This window comes from Tropicibacter sp. S64, from assembly GCF_049803835.1.
Classification (GTDB): domain Bacteria; phylum Pseudomonadota; class Alphaproteobacteria; order Rhodobacterales; family Rhodobacteraceae; genus Pacificoceanicola.
Window position 1 is genome coordinate 94,301 of record NZ_JBNAGK010000013.1, and the last position, 17,226, is coordinate 111,526.

At 60.4% G+C, this 17,226-nt stretch carries 9 protein-coding genes; all 9 read right to left on the minus strand.

What is annotated here, in order from left to right; all coding sequences use genetic code 11:
- Positions 1 to 39: 39 nt before the first annotated feature.
- The 9 genes from ACP159_RS19720 to ACP159_RS19760 all read right to left on the minus strand — a co-directional run bounded on the left by ACP159_RS19720 (position 40) and on the right by ACP159_RS19760 (position 16,951).
- A complete protein-coding gene (locus tag ACP159_RS19720; RefSeq protein WP_425101430.1) occupies positions 40 to 5,469 on the minus strand; it encodes an FtsK/SpoIIIE domain-containing protein in 5,430 nt (1,809 codons plus the stop codon).
- Position 5,470: 1 nt separating this feature from the next.
- Entirely contained in the window at positions 5,471 to 7,039 is a 1,569-nt protein-coding gene (locus ACP159_RS19725; protein WP_425101431.1) for a hypothetical protein, read from the minus strand.
- Positions 7,039 to 8,856, minus strand: a complete 1,818-nt coding sequence (locus ACP159_RS19730) for a hypothetical protein (protein ID WP_425101432.1) — start codon at positions 8,854 to 8,856, stop codon at positions 7,039 to 7,041. The genes ACP159_RS19725 and ACP159_RS19730 overlap by 1 nt, the downstream gene beginning before the upstream one ends.
- A 7-nt stretch (positions 8,857 to 8,863) precedes the next feature.
- Complete coding sequence (locus tag ACP159_RS19735) at positions 8,864 to 9,739, minus strand: phosphoadenosine phosphosulfate reductase family protein (protein ID WP_425101434.1); 876 nt, start codon at positions 9,737 to 9,739, stop codon at positions 8,864 to 8,866.
- On the minus strand, positions 9,736 to 12,915 hold the full coding sequence (locus ACP159_RS19740; protein WP_425101435.1) for a hypothetical protein: 3,180 nt from the start codon (positions 12,913 to 12,915) through the stop codon (positions 9,736 to 9,738). Before ACP159_RS19740 ends, ACP159_RS19735 begins: the two co-directional genes overlap by 4 nt.
- Entirely contained in the window at positions 12,912 to 13,814 is a 903-nt protein-coding gene (locus tag ACP159_RS19745; protein ID WP_425101436.1) for a DUF4007 family protein, read from the minus strand. Before ACP159_RS19745 ends, ACP159_RS19740 begins: the two co-directional genes overlap by 4 nt.
- Positions 13,811 to 14,956, minus strand: coding sequence for a cysteine desulfurase family protein (locus ACP159_RS19750; RefSeq protein ID WP_425101437.1), 1,146 nt, complete (start codon positions 14,954 to 14,956; stop codon positions 13,811 to 13,813). Before ACP159_RS19750 ends, ACP159_RS19745 begins: the two co-directional genes overlap by 4 nt.
- 4 nt (positions 14,957 to 14,960) lie before the next feature.
- On the minus strand, positions 14,961 to 15,821 hold the full coding sequence (locus ACP159_RS19755; RefSeq protein WP_425101438.1) for a WYL domain-containing protein: 861 nt from the start codon (positions 15,819 to 15,821) through the stop codon (positions 14,961 to 14,963).
- 197 nt (positions 15,822 to 16,018) lie between these two features.
- Positions 16,019 to 16,951, minus strand: a complete 933-nt coding sequence (locus tag ACP159_RS19760) for a DUF2493 domain-containing protein (protein ID WP_425101439.1) — start codon at positions 16,949 to 16,951, stop codon at positions 16,019 to 16,021.
- Positions 16,952 to 17,226: the final 275 nt, after the last annotated feature.

The window sequence follows — 17,226 nt, forward strand, 5'->3', positions numbered from 1 at the left end:
ACCCTCGCGCTCGGCGGGGCACCGGGCGCCAAGCGAGTATCAGCTGAGTCGAGATGCCCAATAGCTCTTTGCCGCGTTGGCAAGGCGATGCATATCCTCTGTTTCGGCAAAGGGCACCTGAACCACGAAGAAGTTCTGCCCTGGTGGTAGCTGCTGATTAGCAAGAACGCAGGCGAGATGGCCCTTGCCTAGGAGCTTTTCGGCGCCGCCGACCCCGAGTACCATCCGTGAGCCCGTGCTATTCTGCACCTTCAGGCAAAGGCGGTTACCCATGTTGTCCCGAAGCCGCCCTGGTACAGCCTCCGCGTCGGCGCGCTGGGTAATCAAGGTCAGGTGAATACCCGCTGCACGCGCCTTCATTCCGAGATTGGCCACGGAGGAGAGCACGACTTCCTGATACTCCTTCTCCTGCGCCATCCAAGCGCCCAGCTCATCATGCACCAGAAAGATCCGTGACATCCGCTGCTGAGGGGTGACTTTGCGGTTGTACTCCGTGATGTTGGCAGCACCGGCCGCGGCGAATTTGTCGTAGCGGGCGTCCATCTGGACCACGAGATCTTGGAGGATCGTCTGCGCGTCGCTTATCTCGGTGACAATCGGCACCTTCATCTGCGGAGCGCCTTCCAGCCAAGTGAAGTCCACTCCCTTCTTCGGGTCAACGACGATCAGCTCGGCTTTTTCGGGATCATTGAAGGCAATCAGCTGTAGCAGGATACCTTGCGTCAGGATCCCCTTACCGCTGCCGGTCTCGCCCGCGATCAGAGTGTGCGGACCGTGCGCGTCGTACCCAGCGAAGGACTCGGACAGGTTCAAATACAACAACCGGTCCTCATCTTCACGCGCTCCGAGGATGAATGAGGTGGCTTGGCCGGGGTCACGGTCAGGCCAGATGGCGCCTAGCCAGGTCGAGGCAAGGGGCACGCGGGCCCGCGTCTCCCGCGTCACGAAGACTGAGATACGGCCGCGCCCGGGCCGTACATCTGCAACCTCGATGCCATATGTCGTCAGCAATTCGCTTGTGCGCTTCTCGATCTTGTCGACAGTCAGCGAGGGGTGCCCGCGGAAGGCGATGAGCGCGCCGTTGGGCGTCAGCCTCGGCTTAGGGTCCGCAAACTCGGCCTGCATGCCAAAATGGCTTAGTGCGCGCTGGGTTTCCATCGCCATCCGATCGGCCCAAGCGAGGGAATCGGCATCGGTGATAGCTCCGCCCTCGGTTGCCGCCATATCGCGCAGGACTTCGAAGACTGGAGGCGGCAAGAAACGCGGCGGCTCTAGCGCCGGCTTCGCATTGGCTGCATCTTCTTGTGCTTCCGCCGGCTCCGAACTGGTAGTATCGGCGGAGCCACCCGCGTCCGTCGTACCCTGCGTCACCTCTGGGTTTTCGTCCGACAGTTCTTCCGGGGCGGTCGAGGCTTCCTCTACAACTGCCGTGGTGTCCGCAGGCGGTTTTGGGCGTGGCTTCGGCGCATCGCCTTCGCAATACCAGTCGATGTCGCCGAGACCTTCGCGCTGGGGAACCTCTCCTGCCACCGTGTGCTGCAGTGTCTGACGGATAGCCGGGGTGGTCAGAACATGGTGGCGAAGAAATGGTCGATCCGGATCCGCCTCACACCGCCAGACCGGACCATGATCGTCGTGCAGGCACACCACGGCTTCGCCACTGATCTGGAACGATACTTCGCCGGCGCTCAAGGCGTTGAAGAACGCGGCACGCTGGACGGGATTGGGAAGCCGCTCCGTCACACCGTCCCGGTTAACCAGGAGATCGGCCAATCTTGTGCAGGCCGCCGCCCTCGAGATGGCGTCATCGTTGTCGATGAACAGACGGATAAGACGGTCCACCGTGTCATGGACCTGTTGTTGCGCTTCCCGGATCGTGGCTAGTTCGGAGGTTTTCTCAACAAACTTTGCTTCGCCCACCTGTAGGAGCACTCGGAACGTCGCATTGTCATAGTCGATAGTGACGGCGATGGCATCGGCAACCCGCCCCTTCTCGGACATGAACCAGCCGCGGTAATCGTCGAGAGAGATCCAGATTGGGTCGTAGTCCACTGTGCTCTTCAGCGCGCCCTCCATCCAAGCGCGCATCACGGCGAGGCCGATCATTTCACGTGAGGCGTTGGTGTATCGGGCAGCCGATAGGACCTTCTGGCCCGAGATCCGCAGCACGTCACGGATTACTACCCCCGCGAGCCTCTCCGCATCCGGCGCAGTGATGCCGCAAGCATCGATGAGATCATCGCGGACGTTTCGTTTAAGCCGATCATCCACCTTGCCGGCGCTTATGATCACCCGTCCGTCCGCTCCCGGGACCGAGATGTCGCTGATGATCTGAACGCCGCTGCGCTCGAACAGGGTTCGGCTGGCCACCTTATCATAGGTGATCACCCATTCCGCCAACTGGTGTGCACGGCGGATCAGATCGACTACCTTGGCGTCGGCAAATTGTGCCTGCCGGATCAGCACCCCGTGAAACCCACCAGGCAAGAAGCCTTTCGCCAGTTCGTAGAGTAGGTCCTGGTACTGTCCTACTGCGCGAGGCGGCCTCGGTAGTGTGAGGTAGATTCCCACGCCTGAGGCATCGGTCTCAGTCATCCGGCGCCGGGGTCGCCGAGCCATGCCGGGATCGAAGGGGGCAGGAAGATCGTGCGAGTCGCCGGCCTCCTCAACCCAGACCGGATCGGCATGGTGGCTGATGACATCGTGCAGGAAGACCAAATCGAGGTCCCGCACCTTACTATCCACTCCCTCCGCTGCACGGTTTGAGCGCACGTCGACCCGCAACCTCGACAGAAACCCGCGCGCCGTCTCGCTAATATTCTCTGCTCCGAGGCGGAGGTTTTGGTTCCGATATATCCTGCGCATGCGATCCTGATCACGATGCGTGATGACAAGGTCGCAGCGCAGGTCTGACTTCCGTTGCAGACGCTTGGCCATCTCCCGCGCAACCTCGCGCGGCAGAGTCTGGCTTTCCGAGTCGAAGATTGCCGCCGAAAGGTTGGTAGCCTCGTGGGGATGAACCTCCAGGTACTGGTCGACGCCCTCCATGAACTTCACGGCAGCCGATGGCGCGGAAGCTTCGAGCGCCTCTTGGTTGCGGGCTACGCAGTCTGCAGGAACCATCAGGCTGTAACCGCCAAGATCCTCGACCGAGATCATCGTCATTTCGCGAGCAAAAACGACCTCGGGAAAAACCCAGCGGGAGCGAGCGAGCCTCCGCTCTTGAAAGGCACCGGAGAGATCGGCGCTGCGGGCCGGGCCGGACGTCAGTACGGCCTCCACAAAAGAGGAAAGCTCAATTATCTTCGCTCGCCGCTCGGCCAGCCGAAGGGGGTGCCAAGCGGCCAGAATAGCCATAGAATCGGCACCGTCGGAGGCCACCACGCCGATACCGGCGACAAGCGCACGAATATCCCGTCCCGCCCGGCCCGTGGTCGCGGGCAAACGACATGTGCGGCATAGGATTCCATAGGCCTCGGCCTGCTCTTCGAGGATGCTCGATGCGAAGGCCGCACCCGGGTTCTCCGACAATTGCTTCACCGCCCTACGATACGAAATGTCGAAGGCTTCGGTGGCCGCCATCACGGCCGTCGCGGTTTCGCTGTCCAGTGTTCGGTTACGTTCAAGCTCTTGCAGCCGTGAACGAAGATCTCCAAGCAGATCCTCCTGTGGCCGGACAACCAAATCGAAGGTGCGTCCCTGCTGGCCTTGGGCTACATCGCTGAAGGAATACCGGTCGTATAGGCTCGTAGAGGAGAGGCGCGTGTTCTCCCCGCTCGAGCGCGGCGCGAAGTTCAGCGGTCGGAACACGCTGTCGCCCGCCTCGGCCGCCTTGGCTAGGGCGTCGAGATCCTCGATTAGGGCGAGGCTGATAGGTTCATCCTTGGGTGACTTTCCGGGTTGCCACGTCGTCTTGACCCGGGGTGCTTGCTTGGGGGGATTGCGAAGACCGCCCAGGTCAGTCAGATCCTCGGCCTCTACCAGATACAGTTCAAGGTCGATCTTCCGCGCTTCGTTGCCGCCGGCATCCCCGGTACCCTGGTACTTCTCGGCTGCGGCCAAGTCCCAAACTACATTTGGCCCGAAGAGCGCTTTCAAGGCCCTCAGCTCAAAGTTGAACAGCCGATGAATATCTGGATCGAGCCCCTCCCAGAAGAGGGCCTTGTCGTGCTGTGTGGCACGAACGAGGACCCGCGGCTCAGTCATGTCCACCAGCGCCGCGTCGCCTGCAATTATGAGTGCCTCGAAACCCTCGGCAAAGGCAGACAAAAGATCGTGCCCAATGACTTCCTTTGAAAACAGTCGCTTCTGCCAAGGCTTGAAGAGTTTGACGTCGCGGCCCAGGCGCTCCTGCCAACGATTGAAGAACTCCACCTCGACGTCGCGTGGCTCGCGTGGTGTGGTGTTGGTCAGGCTGTCGAGAAGGTCCCGATCTTCTTTGGTGACATCGTGGCCGTAGTTGCCTTCGATGAAGCGCAGGGTGCGCTTGCCGAGGCTTTCCGTAGAGGAACTCCGCTTGCCCCCAAACACGCTGGCCCCGACGCGTTCCCAGGAAACCTTGCGGCAGAACGCTTCCTGGCTTGGTCGCCACCCGCCAGGAAGGATCATATCTGCGTCGTCCAAGAGAGCTCGAACAGCGTCGAGAGCCTCAATCACCTCAGGCTCATTGTCATGCTGGAACTCGTCCACCCGTGCACGCACAGCTACGACATCAACGCGCTCGTGCTTGGGCGTCATGAGAGTGGCGTAGACCCCGGCCTCGAGGCGGGCATCGCGAAAGGCTGCAGAGAAGTCCCGCGCACGCGCCTTCGGGTTACCTTCCGGCTTGAAGGCTGGAAGCTTGACGATGCCGTCTTTGGGAATCCGTAGAGCCGGCATCGCATTCCTGATGCGGACATCGACTTTATAGGCAAACGCCTGATCGACTATGGCACATATGAAATCGACCCACATTTGAAGGTCGAGGCACACTTCCCGTGCGTCGCGGAGTCCTTCGAGTGCGGCCCGAAGGTAGCTGTTGGCCTCTCCTGTCTCTCTCAGTTCCGCGACCCATGCCGGGATTTGGTCAATTATTCTGGGTTCGTCGATGCGGGAGATCGGGCCAAGTCCGGCGCCGATGCCCTCACGTTCGGCGTCAGGCGGCGCGAAGACGATGACTTCGGCGGCATCATTGTGGCGCCAATGGACAGCGGATTCCTCGGACAGATAATCCTCATCGACCTGCATACCCGGTGCTGCCTTGGGGTTCATCTTCAGAAGGAGGCTCCTGCCATGTAAATCTGCAGGCTTGTTGCGAGCGATCCCCTCAAGCGCCTCGGCCTTCAAACCAGCGAGCATGAAGGTGACACGCTGCCCGGCCGCCGCGTTGTCTACGGCACTCAGCACAATCCCCCAGACGACGCGAGCGATTAGATCGCCTCTCCTAGCGTCAGGGGCGGAAACCTCGGAAAGCTTTGTTGATAAATTCATCTCACAACCTGTATGGGTTCGTCACAAATGCACAGTCATCCGAAAGCCGTTGCGTCAGGGCGAGCCGGGTCATGCGCGCCTCGAGGGCGGCAAGGTTTGCTTCGTAGCGCTCGACATGGATACGCCCGAATGCATCCCGGGCCTCCTCGGGGCCGATGACCAGGCCATAGCGCCGGTAAAGTTGGGCCACGAAATCCCGCAACTCGATGGTGTGCGTGACATTGGCGAGAACGAGGGAAAATAGCATCCCATCATCGAGGGCGAACCACGGTCCAACCCGTTGTCGCGACGTCGCCAGTCCTGACGCCTTTGCTAGCGGCAACAGGTACTTGTAGGTATTATTCTTATCACGTTGCATCGCGTGGTCGATGAATGCTTCTAGTTGTTGCGCAGGTGTCGCAGCGTTTCCGCGATGGTCATCGCCCTTGGTGAAGCCAAATCTTTCCTTCAATGCTTGCTTGGCGAGTCCAGGATCGCTGCGCTCTAGCGCCATCTTCCAACGATCGCAGTCCCCAAGCACTCGCTCCACAAAGGCGCGTACCGCACGATTGGCAACATCCCGGTGCAGGTTGAGGTGGACCTTGGCCTCCTCGCGGAGCTGCTGGTTGCCTCCATCGGTAAGATCGGCAACGATCGGTATTGCTTTTGGTGCCCCAACCTCTTCCTGTGCCCGCTCCGCCAGATAGACGACGATGTTGAGCCCGGTGATACGGAAAAGAGGCTCGAAGAGGTGGCCCTCCGGCAAGCGATTGCACATCAGGACGTTAAGCCAGTCTTCGGCGAGACGATCATAGGCCGACAGGGTCAGGTGCGGGAGATATCCGATCTGGGTGTTGGACGCGCCGGTGTCTGCCGGGTCTGACAAGGCTTGTGCGATCCGATTGATCGGGTCGTTTTCGGAGAGAAGCCGCTCTTGGACCAACCGCTTCAGCTCAACCGCGAAAGATGAGCGGTTCAGCATCAAATATACAAGCTCGCCACCTCGGCCGAAGAAGCGACGGTCAGCCGTCCAGCCGCCGCGGGCCTCTCGCATGTCCGTGCAGATCATATCCGGCCCGGTCACCGCGAGGAAGCGCGACGTCCACCGTCGGTTGTGCATCACATCAAGCTCTCGCGACTGCAGCAGCCGGACTGCTTGGTGCAGAGCGTTGATATCCATTGAAAACCGTTCGTTTAGGTAGGCGAAGGCATCGTGCGAGGCCCCCGCGCCGAGCTCGCGTTGTCCTTCACCGAACTGCGCGTTGACCCGTTTTTTCCATTCGTGCCACTTTTCGTGGTCCGGGATGGAACCGTCCTCGACAACCTGTTCAAGATGCCGATCCTGAAACAGCAAGAATCGCATCTTGCGGCGGTGAGGTAGAGCATAGTGAAATGCTTCATGTGCGTCCGGCTTGGGCAGGACGCTGCCTAGAGGTCTATCCGCGCAGACTGCCAGCGTCTCAAGGACGATCATGAACGGCTCTTGCTCCTGCACGAAGCGGTGACCGTGAATGAGCTCCTGCACACGCATGTCGGAACTGTCGAGGACGTTCGGGGGCGGCGGCAGTCTGCTAGTGGACATGATGTTCATCACCAGGCATCTCCCTCTGCCATGATTGCGATCGCATGCTCTTGCAGGTTGCCGTCCAACATCCGGACCTCCTTGGGCATCGGAGCTGCTCCGTCGAACTCGAACGCCTGTCGGACTTCCGTGGCCACCTGCAACTGGAAGCGCTCGACCTCCCGCTGGCATTCCGAGGAAAAGCTTGCCGGCAGAGCACCATCGGCAATTCGAAGCAAGCACTCTACCAGGGTTGGTCGAAGCGCCAAGTCCACCGCCCGATCCACCCGCCCTCGGGTTACGACTCGAATTACCGGTGGTCGGCCGTTGTCGGAAGGACCGACGCGGTGGTTGCCAGACACAAGGAAGGACATCGTGCTAATGCCGCCAGTGCGAGGATGACCGGCATGCTGCACTAGCAGTGGGATTTCACTGCCCAGATAGACACCGGGTGGCGCTGTTATCCAAAGGCGATCGTCTGTGATCGTCATCTCACCGGTCATCATGCGGTTCAGTCCGCGCAGCAACTGGCGAGCAATCTGCTGTGGCATGCCCGAGCCGAGGAGGCCATCGACCATCGCGACGTAGTCGACGCCATGCTTGAAGACAGACAGATTCCACGGGCTGCGGTGTGGGTTGGTACGGACCTCGGCACTCTGCGGATCGAGCGAAAAGAACAGCCGCCGCCGCTGATCGACAATGGCGCGCTGAAGATCGGCTGAATGGCGGGACGGGTCACCCCGGTACATGTCTCGAATCGAAGCGAAGATGCGCACTCCGTACCACGGACAATCAGGCAAGCTTTCGTCGCCCCACAACAGCCCGTGATCGAAGACATTGTTGGTTTCAAACCCCACCTGATACTCGCTGAGGACTGTGAAGGCGCCATATTGCCGGCGCTCACGCTCGGTCAGGTTCACCCCAAAGGCATTGGCGAAGGGATTTGTCGAACCATAGTCGTTCTCCCGCGCCCGTCGCTGCGCCTTCTGACAAGTCAACAGGGTCGAACCGGCTCGTGCGTCTCCGAGCAGGATATTGACCGTGAGCAAGATTAGCTGACGGATCGACAGATGTCGTCCATCGGCGGCTGCCATGCGGATCATGTCCTTGAGCCGGGCACGCATTGATGCCGGATCGTTCCGCAGAAGGATGTCGCGGTTGCAGCGGATTGGACAGGGATTGTCCTTGTCGGCAAGCGCCGGACAGCCCTCGCACCCTCGCCATCCATCGTGGGCCACCACGCCGTCGACGATCTGATCCACAAGGTGGCGATGGGACTGCCGCGACATGTTGACGAGCAAGAAGTGTCCGTTCGGATCTTCGCGGGCGTCGGTGCGCAGCATCTCCGCGAACCGGTCGTGAAGCTCCGCTTCCCCACGATCTCGGAAGAACTTCAGCAAATGACCATCGTTGACACATATAATGAAGACTTCGGTGCTCTCCCCGGTCAGCGCAGCCATGATGTCGGGAAATATGCGGTTCTTCTCAGCTTCGTTGATCTCGCTGAGGTCCTTAATGAAGAGAGCCGATCGGCCGGACGACAAGGGCTTAGGCAGGGTATAGATCTTTTGTGTGTTGGACCAAACGCGAGCCTCGCCGGACAGCGCTTCGGCCACCTTCCGAGCGGTGTACGTTTTGCCATCCCCAGCCGTCCCGGTAAGGATCACACATTTTGGCGTGGCGGACTGCAGAAGCCCGATCAACTCGGCAGTGAGGGGCTGGTCAATTTCAAGGGCCGCACAGCCAGTCCTCTTGGCGGCCTCAACCACAAACTCATCGTAGAGATTATTCGAGGACGCTTGAGGGCCGTAGGAGGCCAAGAAATCGACGAGGGGGTTGCTGTTCATCCTAGCCTCACAAGTGGCAGATGGCGCATCCGTCTTCCGGCTCGCCTGTTGGGGACGCATAGCGCTCGCGAAGCTTTTCCAGCTCCTCCAGCGAGCGGGTCTGAGACCAAGTAAAGCGCCGCCCGTTCGCCTTGGTCACCTCGTAGGTCTTGGCCGCCTCGAAGAGCTCAGGGTGACGTTCTTTCAACCCCTGCCACTCTCCAACTTGCTGATAAAAACAGAAGTAGCAGCCCGACCGCGACCGCCAATCGTAGTAGGGCGGCAGCCCGAGACCGCTGCCCAGCAGCAAGTCGCGAACGTCGTCGAGGCCGAATCCGATGTCCTTGAGCGGATAGACCGGCAAGATGTTGTTGCGGTTGGACAGCACGACCGGCTTGGCGCGTCCTGTTTCGGCCTGCCCTTCGTCGTCTTCAGATGAGGGTCCGGCAGAGGCGCCGCGAAAGCCTTCCCTGTTCTCGTCAGCGCGAATGCCGATGTAGCTAAATGCATCGTCGCCGCCGACGAAATGCTCGAACGGCTTGATCTTAAGCATGCGGGTGCACCAGCGCGCCTGCGGGTTAGGGAGGAAGCCCGAATAGACTTCGTTCAGCAAGACATCGAAGGGCGACCGGCGCCCACCTTTTGAGCGCACCTGCAGCTCGGGTAAATCGAGGGCAGTAAGCCGGTTGATTTCGACTCCGAAGATTGCCTCGAACCGGCGCAGATAGCTGTAGGTCTCGGGCAGCTCTGCCCCGGTGTCTGTGAACACGAACTCCAACGGCAGGTCGCTGTGCCGTTCGAGCATATACACCGCCAGCGCGGTGGAGTCCTTGCCCCCACTCAGCGGGATGATATGGCGCCGTGACCGGTCCTGCACCGCATCGGAAAGACTAGTTGGCGTCATGACGTTCCCCTATATATCTCATCCAAATATTTGATCAGACGCGCACGACCGATTTTTGCATCGTAAACGTCAAAAATTGTCGCCAGCTTGTTGCGCAAAAAAGGCTCGAATGCGTCGCTGCCGTCTGCGCGCTCAAGCACCGCTTCTTCAATTCGCACAAGTGCCTGCTCAAGCCGAGCGCGAAAGAGATCAGCCGTCCGGTCATCCCATGCTTCGAAGCCCTCTCCACATAGAATGCCGCTCAACTGAGTTACGAAACCTCGCGCTCCCCTGGGGGAGTTGCTGGAGCTGCGCGCACGTGCGAGTACCCCCCTAGCTTCATGATCAAGGGCGCGCACCTCTTCGTCTCCCAGTGGAACGCAAGCCGCCCACTCCGAGGCCGCATCGAGAAGAGAGCGCGGACTGCCCCTGAGCCGACGGCTAAAAATCACTGCAGCGACGTCAATTGCTTGGTCAGCAAAGGCCGATGATACACCTTCGATCTGGCGTACAGCTGTGACGAATACTTCAATCGTCTCTGCGTTCAGGGCTGGCTCTCCGAGCACCTGCGGCAGTTCTCGGAATAGGAAGTTTACGGGGTCGAAAGACTTCTTGCGCAAGAGAGGCTGGAGCAGATCCGCATTCTCGCCCAAGCCTTTTGTGCTGAGGGCCGTAGGCGGAAGACCACTTCGCCATTCCAGTAAGGCATCGTAAAGCCCTCGCAGCAGGTCTGGCTCCTGCGGGTCAAGGTCTCCGACTAGACACCGGATCATCTTCTTGAGATTGCTTAACTGCCCTGACGTCAGACTCGGCACTTCCAGTTCGAACCGCTTTGGTTCCTCGCACATCTTTTCAATCAGGCTTGGCTGGATGTCGTCCACATACCTCGCGCGGCCATCGACGAGTTCCCGCAACGCCAACGCTCTTCCGAACGCAATCATACCTGCCGTCAACAGGAGTGGCAGCACACCTTCCCGCAGCCCGATTGGTGGGGCTGTCAACCGGTCGATGAGGTCCTCTACACTCTTGAGTCGTTCAGATGGTTGGGCAAAGAATCCCTCGATCTCTGACCATACATGCCTCATCGAGAGATCATCTAATTCGGAAGGCATCCGCCACCGCCAAGCGCCGTTGATGCAGCCATAGAGGCCGGTGTGCTCGAAGACCGTGCGGTAGATTGAGGCGTCGGCGGATGTGGCGCCTTCGTAGCCGAGCGCACGGATACCAGTGCGTTCGATGATCGCAAGCATGCAGCGTTTGCGGGCCGAGCGAGTTACTGCCGAGACTCTGCGCCGGACAACCTGCTCGTTGGCAATCCGCGGAGTATAGGAGAAGCGCTCCTCGAATAGGCGCGAAAGGATCTCGCCTGACGTGCCGCTCTCGGCGAACCTGTGAGTCGCCGGCCCAGATAACCAGACCACCTCGCCACGGTCGGGGTTCATCAGGCGTTCGAGGCTCTGACGCAGTGCTGCCTCGGCCTCGGACTTCAGTTCCTGAAGCTCGCGCTCCACTAGCGGATCGGTGGCAAGAAGCTCGTGGCGGTCTAACAGCGCCTCCATTGCGAGGAGATCAGCGAGAATTGGGCCAACCTCGGCGGAACGGCGGGGCAGTGCCAAGATTAGGTGGGGCGGAAGGGCCCGGGCAAGCTCCATGAGGTCTGGCCGGTCTGCAGTAGCGTCGATGACTAGCGCCACAAGCGCATCCTCGCCATCGGCATGAGCACGAAGTACCTCCAGGCCTGGAGCCGAGATCAGGTCGCCTTCGCGCACGAAGCGGGCCCGAGCGAAACGGGTAATACCTCGGGCGTGGTTGTATGGTGGCGCAGTATAGGCATCTGGCGGGAACATTCGTTCCAGCGACTCCACAGTGTCGCTTTCCATCGCCAATCGCGCGGCCTCCTCAGCGACCATCTGACCAAGGTCGATGTCAGCGCCATGCCAGACCGAAATGTCGTCCACCCTGCGGCGATGGAGGAGCAGTTTGCGCGCCACTAGCGCTTCGATTGCGGCATTGACGGCCTCTGACGTCGTTGGGCTGCCCTCCGCCACAGCATAGACCAGCCGCGTGTGCGGCAGCTTCAGCCGCTCCGCGCTACGGCCAAGTTGCAGTAACGCCGCGGTTTTTATCACCCTCCGTTCTAGATCTGTTTCGGCGCGTGACAGCGCTGTCTCTGTCTCGACAAAGCGGCGGTGGGTGCCACCTGGTCCTGTGTCCGAGCGCATCGCGGGGGCGAAGAAGTCGTAGAGCGCATCAACGCCTAGGGCTGTCCCAGGCTCGGCCGCCGCCACAACATCAGCAAGGTAGCGGAACATCGTCCGTTCGGCCTGAGCCACCTGCGCGGCGAGGCTTGGCAGAATCTGCAGCGCTGCCGGTGTCAGCGGCGCAGTGCGGGAAAGGATGTCGGACAGCCTTGCGTCGTCGGTAATTTCGGCAAAGAAGCCCGCGGCTCGGGCGCGGGCAATGGCAGCTGCATCGGGCGCGTCGCGTCGCTCGTCAAGCGCCTCGGCCAGCATCTCCATCGCGTCGACGCCATCGTCGATCAAGCTCAGCGTTTCAAATCGCCCCTCGATCTTTCTCCACGCCGATTGTGCCGTGTCCGATGCACGTCGGGTGTAGTGGTACACCCCTTGGTGCATGAGAGTGGTCAGCGTCACCCGAGGCTCGGTCCGTCGCACCGCCCATTCCGCTAGATCCTGCACCGCCAGCAGGTCCTCTGGACGGCCCTCCCGCACAAGGGTTTCCAGATGCTGGCCGAACTCGTCCCAGACGATAGCGATCTGCGCCATGCCGTTCCGCCGGGCGCGGCGAAGGATGGCCGCCAGAACGTTGGAGAGCGGGCCTGCTTCCACTTCCGCCCGCTCGGCAAGCTCTGCAGCTAGGTCGGGGCAGGCGCCATGCAGCAGCAGGAGTAGCGTCGACCCGTGGGGCTCGACTGCGCCCAAGGCCGGGTCCACTGCAGCGATCCGCGCGCGCAGCTGCCGGGCCATAGCCGGATCGCCAGCAAGAAGGGTGATCCCGGCAAGCGCGGCAAGCGATTTTCCCGCGCCATAAGGTGCGACCACATTAGTGGCCGAGCTCCGCTCAAGTCCGCAGACAGCGCGGACCACCTGTAGGGTCTTGCGCGTGGGACGGTATGCGGCGATCACCTCTGCCCGCGCGCGGTCATCCGCGATGTTGATTGAGCGCAAGAGGTTCATGCCGCCTCCCGGGCTGCGCCAACGCGGTCATAGAAGCGCCGCGCCCAGATCGAGGCAGCCGCACTCGGCAGCGAAACATAGCGTTCGCCGGCCAGTGTCCGCACCCGCAGGACCTCGGGCCCAAGTTCACGTTCACTTGCTGCGGCAAGATCCAAGAGCGCTTCGCGTGACCGACCTAACATGGCCCCGGCGCGTGTCATAGGCGCGCTGCCGATCGCGATGTCCTGCAAAATCCCCTCACGCAAAGTGGCGGAGGGCTGGCTCATCCCGAGCGCCGAAAGGACGAGCCCAAGTGCCTCCGGCGGGATGGGCGTCGTTTCCGATCGCTCGAAACGGTCCGTCCCGTGGAGATGTCGCCACAGATCAAGCCGGTGAAATGGTGAACCTAGATTGTCTTCTGGATCACTACGCGAACGTGGCACCGGTACGGCGTAGGCCTGCATCACAGCAGCAACCTCGCGTTGCACCGTCTTTACAGCTGGTGCCTTTCCTCGTTTCGACGAAAGATCGCGCATTAGTGCCTCAGCCAATACTGTCCGGTTGCAGCGCTCTGGTCGACGCGGCGAAAAAAACCAGGGCAACGACGTCTCGGCTCCACAAGTCATTGCGCTGGCATGCACCAGCCACCAAGTGCCCAGCCGAACCATATAAGGATCATACTCTGCCAATACGGCGCCGAGGGGCGTGGGCTCTAGCGGACTGTTCCTGTTCGACCGTGTCGCGAGGCCCGTCGCATGCAACCACCAGCCAATTGATTTAGCCATGTTGCGCCCGACTCCAAGTTGGTCCGCTGTCTCAGGTGCCGAAAACACGCCTACACCGCCTGCTCGCAGGTGAAGGAGGCCCTTCGTCAACCAGCCTGGCCTCGGATAGAAGGTTTCATGTCCGCCAAGCTTCATACAAGCCCACCCATCATCTCCCGAAGAAACAGCGCCTCTTCCACCATTGTTTGTGCTGCGAAGTCGACGTCATCTTCTTTTGTGTCGACGGCAAAAGCTATTCGGAGGCTTGCATAGGCATCGTCTCTTGAGAGGCCCATCGCAAGTAGCGTGCGTGACGGCTCTGGCTGCCCCGAGGAACATGCCGAAACCTGCGAGCAAATGATGCCACGCGCCTCAAGGCGAGCCACAAGTGCCATGCCATCTATACCCTGGATCGTAAGGCTAGCAGTGTTCGGCACCCGCAGCGTATCCGAGCCATTCACGCGGACGTCGGGGATTGCAGTAATAACTTGCTTCTCAAAGCTGTCGCGCAGTCTGCCCATGCGAGCAATAGCGCTATCTAGGTTCCGCTTTCGGAGTTCGCACGCGACACCGAGACCGACGATACCTGATACGTTTAATGTACCGCCTCGCAAACCACGCTCTTGCCCGCCACCTATTAAAACTTCTACTTGCGGTACAGTTTCCGGCTGTATCAAAATCCCAATACCTTTCGGCCCGTGCAGCTTGTGACCTGAAAAAGTAAGATATGATACGCTATCCGCTTCAAAAACAACCCGCCCCACCGCTTGTGAGGCGTCAATCAGACAAACGGCGCAATATTTTTGTGCCATGAGCTTGATTGCAGTCAGATCCTGAAGAACACCCGTTTCGCCATTGGCCCAAGCTAAAGCTATCAGTTTAGGCCCGCTAACGGCCTCTAGAACTGATTCAAGTGCATCCAGTCGCCAGCGCCCGGATTTGTTCAGAGGAACTGTTCTGACTTTCTGTGGCATGTGTCGAAAATAAAATCCTGCCACAGCTGGGTGCTCTGCCGTCGAGGTTATCAGCGTCGCTCCGAGTGTCGCGTGATAACGCAACACTGCCTCGTTAGCTTCAGTAGCACCAGAAGTGAAAATCACTTGCTCTGCCCGCACTCCGAGCAGTCGTGCCACCTGTTCACGGGATAACGCCACTGTCCGTGCGGCGGCCTGTCCAAATCCGTGCGGGCTCGACGGATTAGCCCAGTCACTCTCGAGAGACCGAGTTACAGCGGCTACGACCTCTGGGAATGGTCGAGTAGTAGCGTTATTGTCGAGGTAGACTATTTGGGAATGCATCTGTTCAACTAACGTCTCTCATCACTTCGGCCAAATTCAAAAGCACAATCTGCTGATCGTGCGGCTTCCGCACTGAAGGATCGGTATCTAGGCCAAGCCGCTTCAGCGCGTAATACAATAGAGCGCGTCTTACCTTAATCTTCGCCTTGCCGCCGCGCATGCCGTAGTCCAGAGCGATGACCTTCGCCTGCGTATCCGAGAGGTCGGGGTGAGGGGCGATCTCCAGCGTTACCTCGGAGTGCCAATCATTGTCGTCGATGGCCGACGTGTCGGTGTCCCGCGAACCGCGGATCTTGAGCATTCGGGACAGCAGGAAATCCTTGAAACAATTGTCGGCAAAACAGAATGCTCGCGTGTGCCAGCGGAAGCCGTCGAAGGCGATTGCGTGAGGCGCGATCCAGCGCCAGCTTGGCTCCGGGTGGGACAGGGATTGGTATCTTACCTCGATTGCTTCGGACCGGCGGATGGCTCCTACGACAGAACGAAGTGTCAACGGATTGACGCCGCGCACAGGCATTGGGGCAGATGCGTACGACGGGAGGTTGGCAATCCAGGATTCCTCGCGGTCGAGGACTCCGTCGGCGAGCGAGCGTAGCTGCGCTAAGTAGCGGCTGGCATTGGGCTCCAAGAATCGAGCTTTGAAGTTCGAGCCACGTACATATGTCCGCGCGCTCTTGTCGTAGACCATATTGTTGGGTGCGAAGCCGATGTAGCGGTTCAGGTCGGTGGACGCTTGGTTCACCGAGACCCCGAACTGATCCATGAGATCGCTGCGATTCACATGCCCCTCCCAGAACAAGCGGAACTCTATGAACTCGAGGCGTTGCTCGACCCCCCAGCGCAGTTCCGACTCGGCATTAGTCATCATGGTCTCCCGGCCCAATCAGTGCGAACGGAAACTATGCACACCCACTTTATGGGCCTACGGAAACCCTATCCACATGAATGGGCACAATCAATCGCTTTTGTCCTGGAAACACAGATCCTCATCCTGAGGTCACATGACCAGTGACCCCTCGTAGGCGGCTTTCACTTCGATTTCCCCGCGAGGAGAAAGGGGGCTCACGCCCCCTTCTCGAACTTCATGACCGGGATGCCCAGCTTCTTGGCCTTGTCGGCGAGGTTTTCCTGGATGCCGTTGCCCGGGAAGACAAGGACGCCCACCGGCAGCACGTCGAGCATTGCGTCGTTGCGCTTGAAAGGGGCGGCCTTGGCGTGCTTGGTCCAGTCCGGTTTGAAGGCGACCTGCGTCACGCCACGGGCATCGGCCCATTTGGCGGCGATGAGTTCTGCGCCCTTGGGGCTTCCCCCGTGCAGAAGGACCATGTCGGGATACTTGGTCCGGACCTGATCGAGCTTACCCCAGATCAGGCGGTGATCGTTGAAGTCGGTCCCACCGGTGAGGGCGACCTTGGGGCCTGCGGGCAGCATCACTTCGGTTTCCGCGCGCCGCTTGGCAGCCAGGAAATCGCGGCTGTCGATCAGCGCTGCGGTCATGTGCTGGCGGTTCACCATCGAGCCGGTGCGGGGGCGCCAGGTGGATCCCGTGTGATGGACGAACTCGGTGGCGGCGTGATCTCGCATCATGTCCATGCAGTTGCGTCGTTCGATCAGCGTCAGGCCTTCGGCCGTCAGGCGCTCAAGCTCGGTGGATTTCACCTCGGAGCCGTCCTGCTCCCGCTGAAGGCGGCGCTGTGCCTGCTCGTTCTCGTCGAGCGACCGCTCAATCCTCGCCGTGGCGCGGTGAAAGAGGTTGACCTGGCCCCAGAGCACCTCTTCGAGGTCGGGTTCCATGCGGGTGTCTTCCAGGGTCGCGACGAGGGCATCGAAGATGTCGGCGACGGCGACCGCAAGGCGCTGCCCATCGGGCATCGGGCGCGGATCGGGCTCATCAAAAGGACGGAAGCCATAAAGCTGCAACTCGTCGAGCGCATGGGCGGTCTGGGATGCGGTGTGGGCGGGTTCATACGCGTCGTCGTGGGTGTGGATGGTCATCGGTTTCTTGCCTCCGGGCCTCAACTCGTCCGCGCGACATCCCGCGCGGCCTTCATGGGCAGACCCGAGCCGTCGGGGCGGTTGCCCCTTCACCCCGGCTTCACCGGGGCCGGAACAGCGTGGAGGAGGTCGGCAGGGAAGCTATTTGTCTCGCGATGCAAAGGCGGCTTTGCCGCCGGCGGAAATAGGTTCCCTGCCGACCTTGCAGGGGCAACCGCTTTGACGGCCTGCCCATCTCTTGAAGGCCGCGCAGGGCTGACGGGTGGATGCGCAAG

What these genes read in the sequence shown, in the direction of transcription:
- ACP159_RS19745 (WP_425101436.1), bottom strand. Translation starts at nt 13,814, where the DNA reads ATGAAGCTTGGCGGACATGAAACCTTCTATCCGAGGCCAGGCTGGTTG.
- ACP159_RS19735 (WP_425101434.1), bottom strand. Translation starts at nt 9,739, where the DNA reads ATGACGCCAACTAGTCTTTCCGATGCGGTGCAGGACCGGTCACGGCGC.
- ACP159_RS19725 (WP_425101431.1), bottom strand. Translation starts at nt 7,039, where the DNA reads ATGAACATCATGTCCACTAGCAGACTGCCGCCGCCCCCGAACGTCCTC.
- ACP159_RS19720 (WP_425101430.1), bottom strand. Translation starts at nt 5,469, where the DNA reads ATGAATTTATCAACAAAGCTTTCCGAGGTTTCCGCCCCTGACGCTAGG.
- ACP159_RS19740 (WP_425101435.1), bottom strand. Translation starts at nt 12,915, where the DNA reads ATGAACCTCTTGCGCTCAATCAACATCGCGGATGACCGCGCGCGGGCA.
- ACP159_RS19755 (WP_425101438.1), bottom strand. Translation starts at nt 15,821, where the DNA reads ATGACTAATGCCGAGTCGGAACTGCGCTGGGGGGTCGAGCAACGCCTC.
- ACP159_RS19750 (WP_425101437.1), bottom strand. Translation starts at nt 14,956, where the DNA reads ATGCATTCCCAAATAGTCTACCTCGACAATAACGCTACTACTCGACCA.
- ACP159_RS19760 (WP_425101439.1), bottom strand. Translation starts at nt 16,951, where the DNA reads ATGACCATCCACACCCACGACGACGCGTATGAACCCGCCCACACCGCA.
- ACP159_RS19730 (WP_425101432.1), bottom strand. Translation starts at nt 8,856, where the DNA reads ATGAACAGCAACCCCCTCGTCGATTTCTTGGCCTCCTACGGCCCTCAA.